Genomic DNA, 16,865 nt, shown 5'->3' on the forward strand with positions numbered 1-16,865 from the left:
ATCGATTCAGACGACGGCCAGCGGGAGCGCACCGGGCCTGACCGGCGCGGGGAGATCCGACTCCCCCATCAGGTAGGTGTCCACCGCGTGGGCGGCGGCGCGCCCCTCCGCGATCGCCCAGACGATCAGCGAGGCGCCGCGGTGCGCGTCACCGCAGACGAACACTCCGGGGGCATCGGTCTGCCAGTCCGACCCGCACGGCACCGCGCCGCGCTTGTTCAGCTCGATGCCCAGGCCGTCGAGCAGTGCCATCCGCTCGACGCCTTCGAATCCGATCGCCAGCAGCGCCAGCTCGCACGGGATCTGCAGCGAGTCCCCGACCGGGGAGATTCGGCGACGCCCCGTCTCGTCGCGTTCGACCTTCACCTCGGCGATCTCCAGGGCCCGCAGATTGCCCTCGTCGTCACCGAGGAAGCGCTGCACCGCGACCTGGTAGCGGCGGTCGCCACCCTCGGCGTGCGCCGGGGAGAGACGGGTCCGCAGCACGATCGGCCACATCGGCCACGGGGTGCGGGAGTCGTCGCGGTACTCGGGGGGTTCGGGGTTGTAGTCCAGCTGGGTGACCGACGCGGCGCCCTGCCGGTGCGCCGTGCCCAGGCAGTCCGCGCCGGTGTCGCCGCCGCCGATGATGACGACGTGTTTGCCCTCGGCCGAGATGTCGCTGGGTCCGTCGCCCTCGCACTCCTTGTTCGCCGGCACCAGATGTTCCATCGCGAGGTGCACCCCGTTGAGGTCGCGGCCTTCGACGTCGTGGTCGCGGGCCCACAGCGCCCCGACCGCCAGCACGACGGCGTCGTGCTGGGCCCGCAACTGCTCGACGGGCACGTCGACGCCGACCTCGCAATCGGTGACGAAGCGGGTGCCTTCGGCGCGCATCTGGGCCAGCCGTTGGTTGAGCACCGACTTCTCCAGCTTGTACTCCGGGATGCCGTACCGCATCAGTCCCCCGATGCGGTCGTCACGCTCGTACACCGTGACGTCGTGCCCGGCGCGGGTCAGCTGCTGGGCCGCGGCCAGCCCCGCCGGTCCCGACCCGACGACGGCGACCCGTTTGCCGGTGGAGATGGCCGCCGGTTGCGGCTCGACGATGCCGTCCATCCAGGCCTGGTCGGCGATCGTCTGTTCGATCCGCTTGATCGTCACGCTGCCGCCGGTGTGCTCCTCGGAGATCGACAGCACACACGCGGCCTCGCACGGGGCCGGACAGAGCCGGCCGGTGAACTCGGGGAAGTTGTTGGTGGCGTGCAGGCGGTCGCTGGCGGCATCCCACCTGCCGCGCCGCACCAGGTCATTCCATTCCGGGATCAGGTTGCCCAGCGGACAACCCGCTGTTCCGGAGTGGCAGAACGGAATTCCGCAGTCCATGCACCGGCGGGCCTGCTGGGAGACCTCCCCGGCGCGTTCATGCGGATCTTGACGCTCGTAGACCTCGCGCCAGTCACCGACCCGTTCGTCGACGGGACGCTTGGCCGCGTCCACCCGGTGCACTTCCAGGAATCCATGCGGATCAGCCACGGCTGGCCTCCATGATCGCGGTGTCGACGTCCCTGCCCTCGGCCTTGGCCATCCGGGTGGCTTCCAGAACGCGCTGGTAGTCGAGCGGCATGACCTTGGTGAATTGCGCGCTGCGCCGGGGCCAGTCGGACAGCACCGACGTCGCGACCGTGCTGCCGGTGTGGCGGGCGTGCCGGCCCACCACGTCACGCAGCCACGCCAGGTCCTCGGAGTCGAGGCGTTGCAGTTCCACCATGGCGGTGTTGACCCGTCGCGGATCCAGCCCCAGCACATAGGCGATGCCGCCGGACATGCCCGCGGCCATGTTGCGTCCCACCTTGCCGAGCACCACCACGCGGCCGCCGGTCATGTACTCGCACGCGTGGTCACCGACGCCCTCGACGACGGCCAGCGCACCGGAGTTGCGCGCGGCGAACCGCTCCCCCACCTGGCCCCGCAGATACACCTCACCCGACGTGGCGCCGTAGAGCAGAGTGTTGCCGGCGATGACGTTGTCCTCGGGCAGGAACAGCACGTCGTCCTGCGGCTTGACGATCACCCGTCCGCCCGAAAGGCCCTTGCCTACATAGTCGTTGGCGTCGCCGATCAGTTCGAGCGTGATGCCGGGCGGCAGGAACGCACCGATCGACTGCCCGGCGGATCCGGTCAGCGTGACGTGGATCGTGTCGTCGGGCAGGCCCTGCGCGCCGTAGCGGCGGGTGACCTCGCTGCCCAGCAGCGTGCCCACGGTGCGGTTGACGTTGCGCACCGGCAGCTCCAGGCGCACCGGGTGGGCGTCCTCGAGAGCGCCCTCGGCGAGCTGGATGAGCGTGCGGTCCAGCGCGAGGTCCAGCCCGTGATCCTGATCGCGGACCCGCCGCCGCTGCGCCTCCGCGCCGCCGTAGGGGTCGGTGGGGACGGCGAACACCCGGGACAGGTCCAGCCCCTTGCTCTTCCAATGGGCGACTCCCTCGGCGGTGTCGAGCATCTCGGCGTGACCCACGGCCTCGTCGATGCTGCGGAAACCGAGTTCGGCCAGATGCGTGCGGATGTCCTCGGCGATGAACCGGAAGTAGTTCTCCACGAACTCCGGCTTGCCGTTGAACCGCGCCCGCAGCTCGGGGTTCTGCGTTGCCACCCCCACCGGGCAGGTGTCGAGGTGACAGACCCGCATCATGATGCAGCCCGACACGATCAGCGGCGCAGTGGCGAAGCCGTACTCTTCGGCGCCCAGCAGCATCGCCACCATGACGTCGCGCGCGGTGCGCATCCCGCCGTCACATTGCACGGTGATCCGGTCGCGCAACCCGTTGAGCAGCAGCGTCTGCTGGGTGTCGGCCAATCCGATCTCCCACGGCGCGCCGGCGTGTTTGAGGCTGGTCAGCGGCGCCGCGCCGGTGCCACCGTCGTAGCCGGAGATCAGCACGACATCGGCGTGCGCCTTCGACACGCCGGCGGCGACTGTCCCGACACCGACGGAGCTGACCAGCTTGACGTGGATGCGGGCATCCGAGTTGGCGTTCTTGAGATCGTGGATCAGCTGGGCGAGATCCTCGATGGAGTAGATGTCGTGGTGCGGAGGCGGCGAGATCAGACCCACCCCCGGGGTGGAATGCCGGGTCTTGGCGATGTTCGGATACACCTTGTAGCCCGGAAGCTGGCCCCCTTCACCGGGTTTCGCGCCTTGCGCCATCTTGATCTGGATGTCGGTGGCATTGACCAGGTAGTCGCTGGTCACCCCGAACCGACCGGATGCGACCTGTTTGACGGCGCTGCGCCGCCGGGGGTCGTAGAGACGGTCGACGTCCTCACCGCCCTCACCGCTGTTGGAGCGACCACCGAGATTGTTCATGGCGATTGCCATGGTTTCGTGGGCCTCGGCAGAGATGGAGCCGTAGCTCATCGCGCCGGTGTTGAAGCGGGTGACGATCGCATCTGCTGATTCGACCTCCTCCAGCGGCACCGGCGGGCGCACACCCTTCTTGAAATCGAACAGCCCGCGCAGCGCACCTCCCTCGCGGGCGAGCCTGTTGACCTCCTCGGAGTACCTCTGGAAAACCTCGTGTTGCCCGGTGCGGGTGGCGTGCTGCAGCAGGAACACGACCTCCGGGGTGAACAGGTGCAGTTCACCTTCGCGACGGAAGGCGTAGTCTCCGCCGACGTCTAGCCGCCGGTGCACCCGCTCGGTCGGGTTCTCCGGATAGGCCCGGCGGTGACGGAGCTTGACCTCTTCGGCGATGACGTCCAATCCGATGCCACCGAGCTGGGTGGGCGTCTTGGTGAAGTACTCGTCGATGACGTCCTTGTCGATGCCGACGGCTTCGAACGCCTGGGCTCCGGTGTAGGACGCGACGGTGGAGATGCCCATCTTGCTCATCACCTTCATCACGCCCTTGCCGAGAGCCTTGAGGTAGTTACGCACCGCGGTCGAGGTCTCGATGCCGGTCAGTTCGCCCTCGCGGATCAGGTCTTCGATCGACTCGAACGCCAGATACGGATTCACCGCGGCGGCACCGAAACCGATCAGCATCGCGATGTGGTGCACCTCGCGGGCGTCACCGCTTTCGACGACCAGCGCCACCTTGAGGCGCTCTTTGGTGCGCACCAGATGGTGGTGCACCGCGGACACCGCCAGCAGTGACGGGATCGGCGCCTTGGTGTGATCGGAGTCGCGGTCGGAGATGACCAGCGTCCGTGCACCTTTGGCGATCGCCTCGCTGGCACGGAGTCTGAGGTCCTCGATCGCCTCGGCCAAGCCCTCGCCGCCGCGTTCGACGTCGTAGAGGCCGCGCAACACCGCCGCGCGCAGGCCGGGGTGTTCTCCGGAGTCGTTGATGTGGACGAGCTTGTTGAGTTCGTCGTTGTCGAGAACCGGCCAGCCCAGCATGATCTGACGGCACGACGCCGCAGAGGGTTCGAGCAGGTTCTGCTCGGGCCCCATGATGCGCGCCATCGAGGTGACCACCTCTTCGCGGATGGCGTCCAGGGGCGGATTGGTCACCTGGGCGAACAGTTCGACGAAGTAGTCGTAGAGCAGCTTCGAGCGCTGCGAGAGCACGGCGGCCGGGGTGTCGGTGCCCATCGAGCCCAGTGGCTCGGCCCCGGAGGCCGCCATCGGGGTCAACAGGATGCGCAGATCTTCTTCGCTGTAGCCGAAGGACACCTGCCGGCGCACCACCGATTCATGGTTCGGCGCCACGCGGGCCGGCTCGGGCAGCGTCTTGAGGTCCAGCAACCCGGCGTGCAGCCATTCGGCGTAGGGCTCGGCGCTGGACAGCTGCTCTTTGATCTCGTCGTCGGAGACGATCCGGCCCCGGGCGGTGTCGACGAGGAACATCTTGCCCGGCTGCAGCCGTCCCTTCGCCACGACTTGGGACGACGGCACGTCGAGCACTCCACTCTCGCTGGCCAGGATGATGCGGTCGTCGATCGTGCGCCACCACCGTCCCGGCCGAAGCCCGTTGCGGTCCAACACCGCGCCGACCAGCGTGCCGTCGGTGAACGTCACGCACGCCGGCCCGTCCCAAGGCTCCATCAGACATCCGTGGAACTGCCAGAACGCGCGCTCCTCGGGCGTCATCGTCGAGCTGTTCTCCCAGGCTTCGGGAATCATCATCAGCACGGCGTGCGGAAGATCACGCCCGCCGAGGTGCAACAGCTCGAGAACCTCGTCGAAGGACGCGGAGTCGGAGGCTCCGGGTGTGCAGATCGGCGAAAGCCTGCTCAGGTCGCCGGGGATCTTGGCGCTGGCCAGCATGGCCTCCCGGGCGCGCATGCGGTTGCGGTTGCCGCGCACGGTGTTGATCTCGCCGTTGTGGGCGACGAAGCGGAACGGGTGCGCCAGCGGCCACGACGGGAAGGTGTTGGTGGAGAAGCGGCTGTGGACGACGGCGATGGCGCTGACGCAGCGTTCGTCCCGCAGATCCGGAAAGTACCGGGGCAGTTGCATCGTGGTGAGCATGCCCTTGTAGACCATGGTGCGGCTGGACAGCGACGGGAAGTAGACGCCCTGATTCTCGGCACGTTTGCGCAGCGGATACACACGCCGGTCGAGATCGATTCCACCACAACGGGTTCCGTTGCGTTCGGGCGCTGCGACGAACAGCTGGGACATGTAGGGCATGCATCCCAGTGCGGTCTGGCCGACCTCGGCACCCTCGGGGTCGACGGGCACCTCACGCCAGCCGAGGACCTGCAGTCCTTCTTCGTCCGCGATGTCCTGCACCATCTGGCACGCGGCGGCCCGTTCGGTGAGATCCTGGGGCAGGAAGCAGATGCCCGCGGCAAAGGTGTTCGTACCGTCCTTCGCGGGTGCGGGCAGGTCAAAGTCCACCACCGCGGCGAGTAGTTCGGTGGGCAGCTGGATCAGGATGCCGGCGCCGTCACCGCTGTTGGGTTCGGCACCCGCCGCTCCGCGGTGTTCGAGGTGCTCGAGTGCCGTCAGGCCATCGGCGACGATCGAGTGGGAACGTCGGCCCTGGATGTCGGTGACCATGGCGACACCGCACGAGTCGGATTCGTTGTCCGGGTCGTAGAGGCCTTGAGCTTCGGGCAGAGCCGAAAAAAGCATGAAAGGCGCACCTCCGCAGTCCTGAGAAACACATCAGGGACGGCGCCGGCCCGTCGACCGAGTGTATCAGCGCACGTCGGCGCTCACCCGGTGAGAACAGTCGGGACCAGCGGGAATCCGGGCAGATTACGCACGATGGTCCACGCGACGGCGGCGACGATGACGACCACGAACACGGGGGTGTTCGCAGCGGATTGTCCGCGGTACCGGCGCAGCATCATCCACGCCAACAGCAGCGGCAGGCCGATGAGGACGAACGCGTTGTCGACGAACGCCGCCGCCAGGTCTCCGTGCAACAGGTCATGGGTCATCCGGAGTCCGCCGCAGGCCGGGCAGTTCCACCCGGTGAGCGCCTTGAAGGGACAGGGCGGGAAGACGAAGTCTGCGCTGTGCGGATTGCCCAGGCCGACATAGGCGAGGCTGCCCACCAGCGCCGCGCCGCCGCCGACGACGGCGAGCGGCCGCGTCCAGGTTCTGGTGGGTGCGTCAGGTGCCATCGCGCAAGGGGCGGCCCTGCGGGTCGCGGACCTTGTCGGTGAGGATCAGGACCGCGTCGATGATGCCCCAGATGACGGCGCCCAGGCCGCAGGTGATCAAGCCGACGACGAGCTGGATGACGCCGAGTTTGGTGTCGCCCATGTAGATGCGGCCGATTCCGACGAGCCCGAACAACCCGATCAGCTGAAGCAGGCCGGCGACCACCTTGGATTTGTCCGAAAACGGTTCGCCGGTCACGGGATGCCGGCCGTAGGGCGCGGCAGGATCCATGTATCCCGACGGGTACTGCCCCATCGGCGGCGGGTAGGAGCCCGGCGGCGGGTACTGCCCAGGCGGCGGATAGCCGGACTGCTGCGGCGGCGGTGGGTAGGAGTTCCCCTCGCTGCCGGTGAAGTGGGGCTCGGTCATGGCTCAAGGATGCCAGAGCCGACGCGCTCTCAGAAGGGTGGTGGTTCATAGGCGTCGGCGGACCAGGCTTCGTAGTCGCGTACGCGCTCGGGGTTGACGGCGAAGCGCGCTTTTCCTCGCCGGGCATATCGGCGAGCCGGTGGCGGCGTTCGCGGCGCACCAGGGTTCGGGGTCCAGGTGTCCACGGCCAATCATGTCCGACTGGCGCCCCCATCGGGCCCCTCGTGTCCAAGAGACCGTCAGCCCGGCACGGTTTCGTTGAGATCACCTAGTGGAGTTCAACCGCGCGTTCTACTGTCATGTCCATGGGGAATAGGGGGGATTCCTTCGCGCGCTGGTATCTCGCACTGCCGAAGGGCAGGAAGTATGTCGTCTCGCTCGGGCTGGCCTCGATCACACTCCTCACTCCGACACTGATCTTTTCGGAGCTCATCGCACCGCTGCTGGGGTGGGACAAGCAGCAGGTGGAAGTGCGGTGCTCTCGGGACGGCTCGTGGACGGTCTGGGTCGATTCTGAGGATCCACGACTGAACTTGGACAACATCGAACTGAGCTTCTACCGCATTTGCGACGTCGACGTCACCTTCTAACTCTGGCAACAGAAAGCCCGCTCTGCGGCGTTGTGGAGCGGGCGCTTGAGCAACGGTGATCGGGGGGACAACTCGCACTCGCACCTGACCTCGGTCAGGTACATCGCGTCATCGAAAGCGGGCATGAGCGGGCATCAAAGCGCCGAGCAGGCGGGGCCCAGCCCCGCCGCCGTGAGCATCGCGACGCGGACACCCGGGCTGTCACGGCGGGGGTAGATCGGGGGCGGGCAGGAGTCCCGCGCCTCGCTGCCGGTGAAGTGGGGCTCGGCCATGGGTCAAGCGCCAGAACCGATGCTCTCAGAAGGGTTGTGGTTCGTAGGTGGCGGCGAGCCAGGCTTGGTGTTGGCGTTGGTGTTCGGTGTTGATGTCGAGGCGTTGGCGTCGTTCGTGGTGGATGCGGGCGCGGCGGTCCTGGTCGCGGGTGGTGCGGCGTGTGGGCATCATCATGCTGCGGTGGGGCGTGGCCGGTTCGGCGCCGGTGCTGGTGGTGCTCAGGGGTGCGGTGGGGCGGGCCAGGGTGGGGAACAGCAGTCCGCCGGTGGCTTCGGTGGTGTAGGTGTGTCCGGTGGGGGCGGTGAACACGATGGTGCCGTCGGGGCGCTGCTGATCGGTCCAGCCCAGCGGGCCGGTGTAGAACGTTTTGATCAAATGATGGGCCCGGCAGTAGTGCTTGAGCCCGGAGGGGTGGGTGAGCCCGACCGGCCAGGGTTGGGTGTGGTCGAGGTCGCAACGGGCCACCGGGGCGTCACAGCCGGGCCAGCGGCAGGTCAGATCGCGCCAGCGCAGGAAATCGGTCAGCGGCGCCGAGGCGCGATAGCCGGGCTCTGGGGCCGGGCCGGGCAGCCGCACCGGGGTGAGTTTCGCGGCGCGGGCGGCGCTGCGCACCGCCTCGGCGGGCTGGACCCCGAACCCGGGTAGATAGCCCGGGGCGGTGCCGCTGCCGGTGATGGTGGTCTGCTCGGCCAGCAAGTGGATCACGACCTGGGCCGCGCCGTCGCGCACGGCGCGGTTGGGGCACTGCGCATCGGGGCATTGGCAGGCCAGGCTGGTTTCCCAGCGTCCGATCGCCCCGCAGGCATCAGCGCGTCGTTGGGCGGTGGTGCGCGGGTCCTCGTCGCACACGGTGGCCGCGATGGCGGTGATGCGGGCCTGCAGCGCGGCGGCGTCCATCGCGTGCAGCGCGCCCCCGATCAGCGCCATGCCCGCCGCGGTGGGGTGGGGGTCGATGTCGAGGTAGCGCTGATCCCGAACTGCGGGCGGCACGCGTTCACCGGCGGGGTCGACCGTGGCCACCCATTTGTCGATACGGTCACGTAACGCATTCTCCGAGAACCGGTTCCAGCGGCCCACCCGCTCGGCCAGCGCCTCATCGAGACGGCCGATCACCTCGTCGTCGACGTTGTCGGTGCGGGCGAGGATGATCCGCAACGCCCGGTAGTCGATGTCCCCGGCGGCGAACACCTCCGCGACCCGGGGCAGGCGTTCGAACAGCGAGACCGCCATGCGCACCTGCACCCCGGCGCGGGCGCGGCTGATGTTCTGGGCGGCCGAGACCTCCGCGGCCACCGCGTCGAAGATATCGCTGGCCCAGTGCTGGCGGCCTTCGTAGTCGCGGCAGCGCTGGGCATACAACCCGGCCACCGCTTTCAACCGCGCCGCGATCGCCGCCGACTCCGCGCGCACCGCCGAGGCCATCGCCTCGATACACCCCGCCGCCCCGGAACCGAACATGTGTTCTAGTCTAGATCCGGGGGGTGACAAGTCAGTGTGTGATCCAGCAGGAGATCGGACCGGTGCGGCCGCTGCCCGCTCACCGCCGGTGAGCATCGCGGCCCGCATCGAAGTTCGGGGATTCAGTGCGCCCGAAGCATCGGCGAATGCGATGAAGAGCCGACGGTCACATCAACGCGAAAACGCGCAGATGGCTACCAGTCAGCGGTTGCGCCGTCTCCGAAGCCAATGCCGGACCCGGCCACCAAGTTGAGGGGGCACTGCAACTGAAGGTCTATTCGACGCGGAGCCCGACTCATCAGCGAGCTTGCTAGCTTCTGCCTTGCCTGCGGCGGCGACGTCGTGCGCGTCGGAGGCTTCGTCAGTGGCCGCCGCGACCTCATCACCCTCGACCGACCCCAGGCCAGCCCCCGGCTCGGCACCGCCGCTCACCGACTCCGCGGCCCCAGCCAACTGCTCAGCATCACCAGCATCAGACTCGGAGGCGACCTCCTCAGCCAGCTCACCAGCCTCGGCCTCACCCTCCACCGCAGCCTCATGAACCTCCGACGCCTCGTCCGAAGCCGCGGCCACCTCATCACCCTCGACCGACCCCAGGCCAGCCCCCGGCTCGGCACCGCCGGTCACCGACTCCGCGGCCTCAGCCTCCGGCTCGGCAACCGCAGTCACCGACTCCGCGGCCTCAGCCAACTGCTCGGCCTCGCCAGCATCCGACTCGGCGGCGACGTCCTCAGCCAGCTCACCAGCCTCGGCCTCACCCTCCACCGCAGCCTCATGAACCTCCGACGCCTCGTCCGAAGCCGCGGCCACCTCATCACCCTCGACCGACCCCAGGCCAGCCTCCGGCTCGGCACCGCCGGTCACCGACTCCGCGGCCCCAGCCAACTGCTCAGCATCACCAGCATCCGACTCGGCGGCGACCTCCTCAGCCAGCTCACCAGCCTCGGCCTCACCCTCCACCGCAGCCTCATGAACCTCCGACGCCGCACCAGCAGCCGCGGCCACCTCATCACCCTCGACGGCGCCCAGGCCGGCTCCGGGTTCGGTGGGCGCAGTCTCCTCGTGGCCGGCGGACTCCGCGGTCATGGCTTCGGCAGCGTGGGCAAGTTGGGCGCCGAGCTCCGCATCGGCGGCAGCATCGAACGGGGGGAACTGGAACGACGGACTGCTGCGCTCAACGTGGTCCGCACGTGCGGCCTCGCCCTCGACCTCAACCGCGTCAGCGCCCTGCGGCGCCTCCTCGGCCGCCGCAGCGATGCCACCGGATTCGACGCTGCCGAGCTCCTCGGCGCGCCGGTCGAGCTCGGCCTGCATCGCCTCGGCAGCATGGGCGAGCTGCGCGCCGAGTTCGGCGTCCGGGTCTACGTACGCATCGGCCTCTTTCTCTGCTCCGGCCCCGGACTCGACTTTCTCTGTTCCGGCCCCGGACTCGACCTCGCTCGCAGTGTCACCAGGTGGAGGTGCTCCCCCACCTTGGTCAGCGACCGGCACTTCCTCGACGTGATCCTCAGCGCGCTCGTCAGCGTCGGCTGCCTTGGCGGCTGCGACGACGCCGGCGCCGGACGCGACCGCCACATCTTTGACGACGTCCTCGACGCCGGCTTCGCCGTCGTGGGTACCCCGTAGCGTTTCCGGCGCTTCCCGGCCCTTCGGTGCGGCCATGATGTACACCACGGCGCCGATGAACACGAACGTCGACGTGAACGAGTTGACGCGGATGCCGGCCAGGAGTTGCGCTTCGTCAGCGCGCATCAGCTCGATCCAGAACCGGCCGAGGCAGTAACCGGCGACGTACATCGCGAAGAGCCTGCCGTGGCCGATGCGCCACCGGCGGTCGATGACGATGAGCGCGGCGAACACCAGCAGGTTCCACAACAACTCGTAGAGGAACGTCGGGTGCACGATCGTGACAAGCTCGCCGGTCGACACCCCGTTGAGGTTGTCCAGCACGCCGGCGGCGTTGCGTCGCTCGTAGATTTCCAAGCCCCACGGCAGCGTGGTCTCGCGGCCGTAGAGCTCCTGGTTGAAGTAGTTCCCCAGCCGGCCGATGGCCTGCGCGAGAATGATTCCCGGCGCGATTGCGTCACCGAAGGCGGGCAACGGAATGCCCAGGCGGCGGCATGCGATCCACGCACCGACGCCGCCGAGCGCGACCGCGCCCCAGATTCCCAGGCCGCCGTCCCAGATGCGTAGTGCCCCGACCAGACCGGCGCCACCCTCGCCGAAGTACTTCTGCCAGTCCGTGATGACGTGGTAGAGCCGACCGCCGATGAGGCCGAACGGCACGGCCCACAGGACGACGTCATAGATGACACCCGGCTCGCCGCCCCTGGCGACCCAGCGGCGGTCGCCGATGAGCAGGGCGGCGATGATGCCCGCGATGATGAACAGCGCGTAGGCGCGCAGCGGCACCGGACCGATCTGCCAGACACCTTGCGCAGGACTCGGGATGTAGGCGAGGACGGTCGTCGTCACGCAGTGACCCTCTGCCGCACACCCTCGGCGAGTTCCTCGGTCAACGACCGCATCGCCGGGATGCCGTCTTTGAGCGCCGACACCAGCGCCGAACCGACGATGACGCCGTCGGCGTAGGCGCCGATCTCGGCAGCCTGTGCGCCCGAACGCACACCCAGTCCGACACCGACAGGGATGTCGGCGATTTCTTTGACCCGGCGAACCAACTCGGGAGCCATGTTCGAGACCGCGTCACGGGCGCCGGTGACACCCATCGTCGACGCCGCGTAGACGAAACCTCGCGATGCCTGCACGGTTTCGGCGAGGCGCTCCGGTGTCGACGACGGCGCCACCAAGAAGATCCGGTCGAGGTCGTGCGCTTCGGATGCGGCGTGCCAGTCGTCCGCCTCTTCCGGAATCAGGTCCGGGGTGATCATCCCGAGACCACCGGCCGAGGCCAGATCACGCGCGAAGCTGTCGACACCCTTGCGCAGCACGGGGTTCCAGTAGGTCATCACGACGGCCCGTCCCCCGGCGTCGCTGATCGCCTCGACCGCAGTCAACGCGTCGCGCACTCGCACCCCGCCACGCAACGCGACCTCGGTGGCCGCGGCGATGACCGGTCCGTCCATCCCGGGGTCGGAATAGGCGATTCCGACCTCGATGACGTCACAACCCGACTCGACCAGCGCGGTCATCGCCGCGATGGAGGTCTGCACGTCAGGAAAACCCGTCGGCAGGTAGCCGATCAACGCGGATCGGCCCTCGTCGCGGCAGGAGTCGAACAACCCGGCCAGCCGACTCATTTCGCGCCATCCTCCAGCAGGCCGAACCACTTGGCGGCCGTCTCGACGTCCTTGTCGCCGCGGCCCGACAGATTCACCAGGATCAGCGAACCGGCGCCCATCTCCTGCCCGAGCTTCAGCGCCCCGGCCACCGCGTGGGCCGACTCGATGGCCGGGATGATGCCCTCGGTGCGACTGAGCAACGACAGGGCGTTCATCGCTTCGGTGTCGGTGATCGGCTCGTACTGGGCCCGTCCGATGTCCTTGAGCAGCGCGTGCTCAGGTCCGACGCCCGGATAGTCAAGACCCGCCGAGATCGAATGCGATTCGATCGTCTGGCCATCCTCGTCCTGCAACAGGTAAGAGAACGATCCCTGGAACGCGCCCGGCGACCCGCCGGTGAAGGTGGCCGCATGCCGACCCGTCTCCACGCCGTCACCGGCCGCCTCGTAACCGACCAACCGGACACCGGGGTCGTCGATGAAGGCGTGGAAGATGCCGATGGCATTCGACCCGCCACCCACGCAGGCAGTAACCGCCTCCGGCAGTCGGCCGACCTGGTCGAGCATCTGCGCGCGCGCCTCGAGACCGATCACGCGCTGGAAATCCCTCACCATCATCGGGAACGGGTGCGGCCCAGCAGCAGTGCCGAAGCAGTAGTAGGTGTTGTCGGCGTTGGTGACCCAGTCGCGGAACGTCTCGTTGATCGCGTCCTTCAACGTCTTCGAACCCGACTCGACCGCCACCACGCTGGCGCCCAGCAGCCTCATCCGGGCCACGTTGAGCGCCTGCCGGGCGGTGTCCACGGCACCCATGTAGATGACGCATTCCAGACCGAGCAGCGCACACGCCGTCGCTGTGGCCACGCCGTGCTGGCCGGCGCCGGTTTCGGCGATCACCCGGGTCTTGCCCATCTGGCGCGCCAGCAGCGCCTGGCCCAACACGTTGTTGATCTTGTGAGATCCGGTGTGGTTGAGGTCTTCTCGCTTCAGGAAGATCCGTGCTCCCCCGGCGTGCTCGCTGAGCCGCTCCGCCTCGTACAGGGGTGACGGGCGACCGCTGTAATGCCGCTGGAGCCGATCCAGTTCGTCGAGGTAAACCTGGTCACCGCGGGCCTTCTCGTAGGCGGCGGTGACCTCTTCGATGACGGCCATCAGCGCTTCCGGGACGAGCCGTCCTCCGTAGGCGCCGAAATGTCCCCGCGCATCGGGATCGTGGGAGGTGGGTTCGGCGACCGCGGCGCTTGCGCGCGGCAGATCGGGGTTCGCGACGTCAGCCACTTAACGCGCGGGTTTCGGGCACGACGGGTGGGTTCCTGCGGTGACGAGATCAGCGACGGCGCTGCGCGGATCCCCGCTGGTGACCAGGCCTTCCCCGACGAGGACGGCGTCGGCGCCGGCGCCGGCGTAGGCCAGCAGGTCGGCGGTGCCGCGGACCCCGGACTCGGCGATTCGGATGACGTTGCTGGGCAGCCCCGGCGCGATCCGGGCGAAGCAGTCCCGGTCGACCTCCAAGGTCTTCAGATCACGCGCGTTGACCCCGATGACCGAGGCGCCGGCCTGCAGCGCCCGGTCGGCCTCCTCCTCGGTGTGGACCTCCACCAGGGCGGTCATGCCCAACGACTCGGTGCGCTCCAGCAGCGAGGTCAGCACCGACTGCTCGAGCGCCGCGACGATCAGCAGCAGCATGTCGGCGCCATGGGCGCGGGCCTCGTGGATCTGGTACGGCCGGACGATGAAGTCTTTGCGCAACACCGGAATCGAGACCGATGCCCGCACGGTGTCCAGGTCGTCGAGCGAGCCGTGGAACCGGCGCTGCTCGGTCAGCACGCTGATGACGCGCGCCCCGCCGTCCTGATAGGCGCGAGCCAGTGCGGCCGGGTCGTCGATCGAGGCGAGCGCACCCCGAGACGGGCTGGCCCGCTTGACCTCCGCGATCACGGCGATGCCAGGCGCACGTAACGCGGCCATCACATCCAGCGGTGCGGGTGCGCGCTGGGCCCGCTCTTTGACCTCGGCCAGACTGACCTCGGCCTCGCGAGCGGCAACGTCGGCACGGACCCCCTCGAGAATGGAGTCGAGCACGGTCGCCGAACCCATAGGTGTCGCTTCCCTTCCCCTGCCGGGCCTTCGATTCTTAACGAAGGGTAGCCGCCACTGCGGCATCGTCCGTCACCGCCCCTTGCTGTCGGGATTGACTCGGTCTGCGGTGGGATCGGCGCCCTCGTCGAGGGCGTCCCACATCATCCGCTCCGACATCGTGTCGGACGGTTGATCAGCGGCGACGGCCGGCCCGCGCCGGTACCGGGCGGTCTCCGCGCGCCCCTTCGCCGCCGAACGCATCAGCAGCACCGCACCCAGCAGCGAGAGCAACGCGGCCGCCAGTGCCAACGACGCCCCGGCGAAGTGGCGCTCGGTGCCGATCAGCTCGGCGATCGGCACCTCGGCCAGCCGCGCGGCGCGGACCGCGACGTCCTCGACCACCCACAGGCTGATCGCCAGGTAGGCCATCGCGGCGCTGGCTACCGCGACCAGCAAAGCCAGCACTCGCAGTGGCCATCCGCGCACCGCCAGTGCGGCGCCGGCGGCGGCCAGCACCACCAGTGCCAGCGGGAGCAGCGCCGTCGACCACGTCGCACCGTTCAGCTCAGCGGTCTGGGGATGTCCCAATCCGTCGAAGGTGGTGATCTGCACCCAGGTCATGCGCGAGGCGCCCCACAGGGCGCCCGCCGCGACCACCAGTGCCAGTTGGCCGACTCTGATCACGGTTCACCCAGCGTCTCGGCGGCCGCGATGGCGCTGAGCACCGCCCGGGCTTTGTTGGCCGCCTCGTTGTACTCATAGGGCCCGTTGGAGTCGGCGACGACGCCGCCGCCGGCCTGCACGTAGGCGGTGCCGCGACGCATCAGCGCCGTGCGGATCGCGATGGCGAAATCGGCGTTGCCGGCGAAATCCAGGTAACCCAGCACGCCGCCGTAGAGGCCCCGTCGGGTCTTCTCGACCTCCTCGATGAGTTCCATCGCCCGCACTTTGGGCGCCCCCGACAGCGTTCCCGCCGGGAAACACGCCGTCACGGCGTCCAGCGCGGTCTTCCCGTCGGCGAGCATGCCGGTCACCGTCGACACCAGATGCATCACGTGGCTGTAGCGCTCGATGTGGCTGTAGTCCTCGACCCGCACGGTGCCGGGGCGACAGACCCGACCCAGATCGTTGCGGCCCAGGTCGACGAGCATCAAGTGCTCGGCGCGTTCCTTCTCGTCGGCGAGGAGCTCCTTCTCGAGAAGCAGATCCTCCTCCTCGGTGTCTCCGCGCCACCGGGTCCCGGCGATCGGGTGCGTCGTCGCGCGGCCGTCCTTGACGGTCACCAGCGCCTCCGGGCTGGAGCCGACGATCGAGAAATCCAGTCCGCCATCGGCGTCGGGGACGTTCAGCAGATACATGTACGGGCTCGGGTTGGACACCCGCAGCATCCGGTAGACGTCGAGCGGATCGGCGTCGGTGTCCATCTCGAAGCGCTGGGAGGGCACCACCTGGAACGCCTCCCCGGCCTCGATGTCGCCGACCAGCTTGTCGACGATCGCGGTGTACTCCTCGACGGTGCGCTGGGCGCGATGCGCGGGTGCCGGCCTGCTGAACGTGGCCACCGTGGACTTCAGCGGCTCAGCCAACGCCGCGGTCATCACGTCCAGGCGGGCGACCGCGTCGTCATACGCCCAGTCGACGCGCTCTTCGGTGCCGTTCCAGTTCACGGCGTTGGCGATCAGCGTGATGGTGCCTTCGTGGTGGTCGACCGCCGCGATGTCGGTGGCCAGCAGCAGCACCATGTCCGGCAGGCCGAGGTCGTCGACGGTCAGTTCGGGCAGGCGTTCGAGGCGGCGGACCATGTCGTAGGCGAAATAGCCGACCAGGCCCGACGACAGCGGCGGCAGGCCGGGCAGCGCGGCGGTCTCCAACAGCGCCAGCGTGGCGCGCAGCGCCTGCAGCGGGTCACCACCGGACGGCGCATCCTGCGGGATCGTGCCCAGCCACACCGCCGCACCGTCACGCACCGTCAGCGCGGACGGGGCACCGGCACCGATGAACGACCACCGCGACCAGGACCGGCCGTTCTCCGCGGACTCCAGGAGAAACGTTCCGGGACGGTTCGCGGCCAGCTTGCGGTACGCCGACAGCGGCGTCTCGCTGTCGGCGAGCACCTTTCGTGTCACCGGCACCACGCGGTGCTCGGCGGCCAGCGCCCGGAAGTCCTCCCGCGACGTCGTCGCGGTATGCGATGAGCGCTCCCGCGAAGAGCCGGAGGGCAGGTTGGCGGTCGTCTGCACACCGAAATTGTCCC

The 16,865-nt window shown here is 68.7% G+C and carries 13 protein-coding genes; 1 reads left to right on the top strand and 12 read right to left on the bottom strand.

Going from position 1 to position 16,865, the window contains the following annotated elements:
* Positions 1-6: 6 nt before the first annotated feature.
* The 4 genes from ACEWX3_RS15760 to ACEWX3_RS15775 form a co-directional block, all read right to left on the bottom strand.
* The gene (locus ACEWX3_RS15760) at positions 7-1,515 is read right to left on the bottom strand and encodes a glutamate synthase subunit beta (RefSeq protein WP_374157034.1); all 1,509 of its coding nucleotides are present in this window, start codon (positions 1,513-1,515) and stop codon (positions 7-9) included.
* Positions 1,508-6,064 carry a glutamate synthase large subunit gene (gene gltB, locus ACEWX3_RS15765; protein WP_374157035.1) on the bottom strand — a complete coding sequence of 1,519 codons (4,557 nt, stop codon included), beginning with the start codon at positions 6,062-6,064 and terminating at the stop codon, positions 1,508-1,510. The genes ACEWX3_RS15760 and gltB overlap by 8 nt, the downstream gene beginning before the upstream one ends.
* A gap of 83 nt (positions 6,065-6,147) precedes the next feature.
* Entirely contained in the window at positions 6,148-6,561 is a 414-nt protein-coding gene (locus ACEWX3_RS15770) for a DUF2752 domain-containing protein (protein WP_207068675.1), read from the bottom strand.
* A complete protein-coding gene (locus ACEWX3_RS15775; RefSeq protein WP_221363024.1) occupies positions 6,551-6,970 on the bottom strand; it encodes an NINE protein in 420 nt (139 codons plus the stop codon). The genes ACEWX3_RS15770 and ACEWX3_RS15775 overlap by 11 nt, the downstream gene beginning before the upstream one ends.
* A gap of 305 nt (positions 6,971-7,275) precedes the next feature.
* Between ACEWX3_RS15775 and ACEWX3_RS15780 the strand changes: the two genes are divergently transcribed.
* Complete coding sequence (locus tag ACEWX3_RS15780; RefSeq protein WP_221363023.1) at positions 7,276-7,560, top strand: hypothetical protein; 285 nt, start codon at positions 7,276-7,278, stop codon at positions 7,558-7,560.
* A gap of 134 nt (positions 7,561-7,694) precedes the next feature.
* Here the strand turns inward: ACEWX3_RS15780 and ACEWX3_RS15785 are convergent, their stop codons facing one another.
* The 8 genes from ACEWX3_RS15785 to ACEWX3_RS15820 form a co-directional block, all read right to left on the bottom strand.
* Positions 7,695-7,832, bottom strand: a complete 138-nt coding sequence (locus ACEWX3_RS15785) for a hypothetical protein (protein WP_374157036.1) — start codon at positions 7,830-7,832, stop codon at positions 7,695-7,697.
* 25 nt (positions 7,833-7,857) lie between these two features.
* The gene (locus ACEWX3_RS15790; RefSeq protein WP_374157037.1) at positions 7,858-9,291 is read right to left on the bottom strand and encodes a 13E12 repeat family protein; all 1,434 of its coding nucleotides are present in this window, start codon (positions 9,289-9,291) and stop codon (positions 7,858-7,860) included.
* Between the two features lie 201 nt (positions 9,292-9,492).
* Complete coding sequence (gene lgt, locus ACEWX3_RS15795; protein ID WP_374157038.1) at positions 9,493-11,766, bottom strand: prolipoprotein diacylglyceryl transferase; 2,274 nt, start codon at positions 11,764-11,766, stop codon at positions 9,493-9,495.
* Positions 11,763-12,551 (bottom strand): tryptophan synthase subunit alpha, encoded by a 789-nt coding sequence (gene trpA / locus ACEWX3_RS15800; RefSeq protein ID WP_207069080.1) that lies wholly within the window; start codon positions 12,549-12,551, stop codon positions 11,763-11,765. The genes lgt and trpA overlap by 4 nt, the downstream gene beginning before the upstream one ends.
* Positions 12,548-13,810, bottom strand: a complete 1,263-nt coding sequence (gene trpB / locus ACEWX3_RS15805; RefSeq protein ID WP_207069081.1) for a tryptophan synthase subunit beta — start codon at positions 13,808-13,810, stop codon at positions 12,548-12,550. The genes trpA and trpB overlap by 4 nt, the downstream gene beginning before the upstream one ends.
* Positions 13,811-14,629 (bottom strand): indole-3-glycerol phosphate synthase TrpC, encoded by an 819-nt coding sequence (trpC, locus tag ACEWX3_RS15810; RefSeq protein ID WP_207069082.1) that lies wholly within the window; start codon positions 14,627-14,629, stop codon positions 13,811-13,813.
* 72 nt (positions 14,630-14,701) lie between these two features.
* Complete coding sequence (locus ACEWX3_RS15815; RefSeq protein ID WP_374157039.1) at positions 14,702-15,295, bottom strand: TIGR02234 family membrane protein; 594 nt, start codon at positions 15,293-15,295, stop codon at positions 14,702-14,704.
* Positions 15,292-16,851 carry an anthranilate synthase component I gene (locus ACEWX3_RS15820; RefSeq protein ID WP_374157040.1) on the bottom strand — a complete coding sequence of 520 codons (1,560 nt, stop codon included), beginning with the start codon at positions 16,849-16,851 and terminating at the stop codon, positions 15,292-15,294. The genes ACEWX3_RS15815 and ACEWX3_RS15820 overlap by 4 nt, the downstream gene beginning before the upstream one ends.
* Positions 16,852-16,865 lie beyond the last annotated feature (14 nt).

This window comes from Mycobacterium sp. G7A2, assembly GCF_041902445.1.
In the GTDB taxonomy this organism is placed as follows: Bacteria; Actinomycetota; Actinomycetes; order Mycobacteriales; family Mycobacteriaceae; genus Mycobacterium.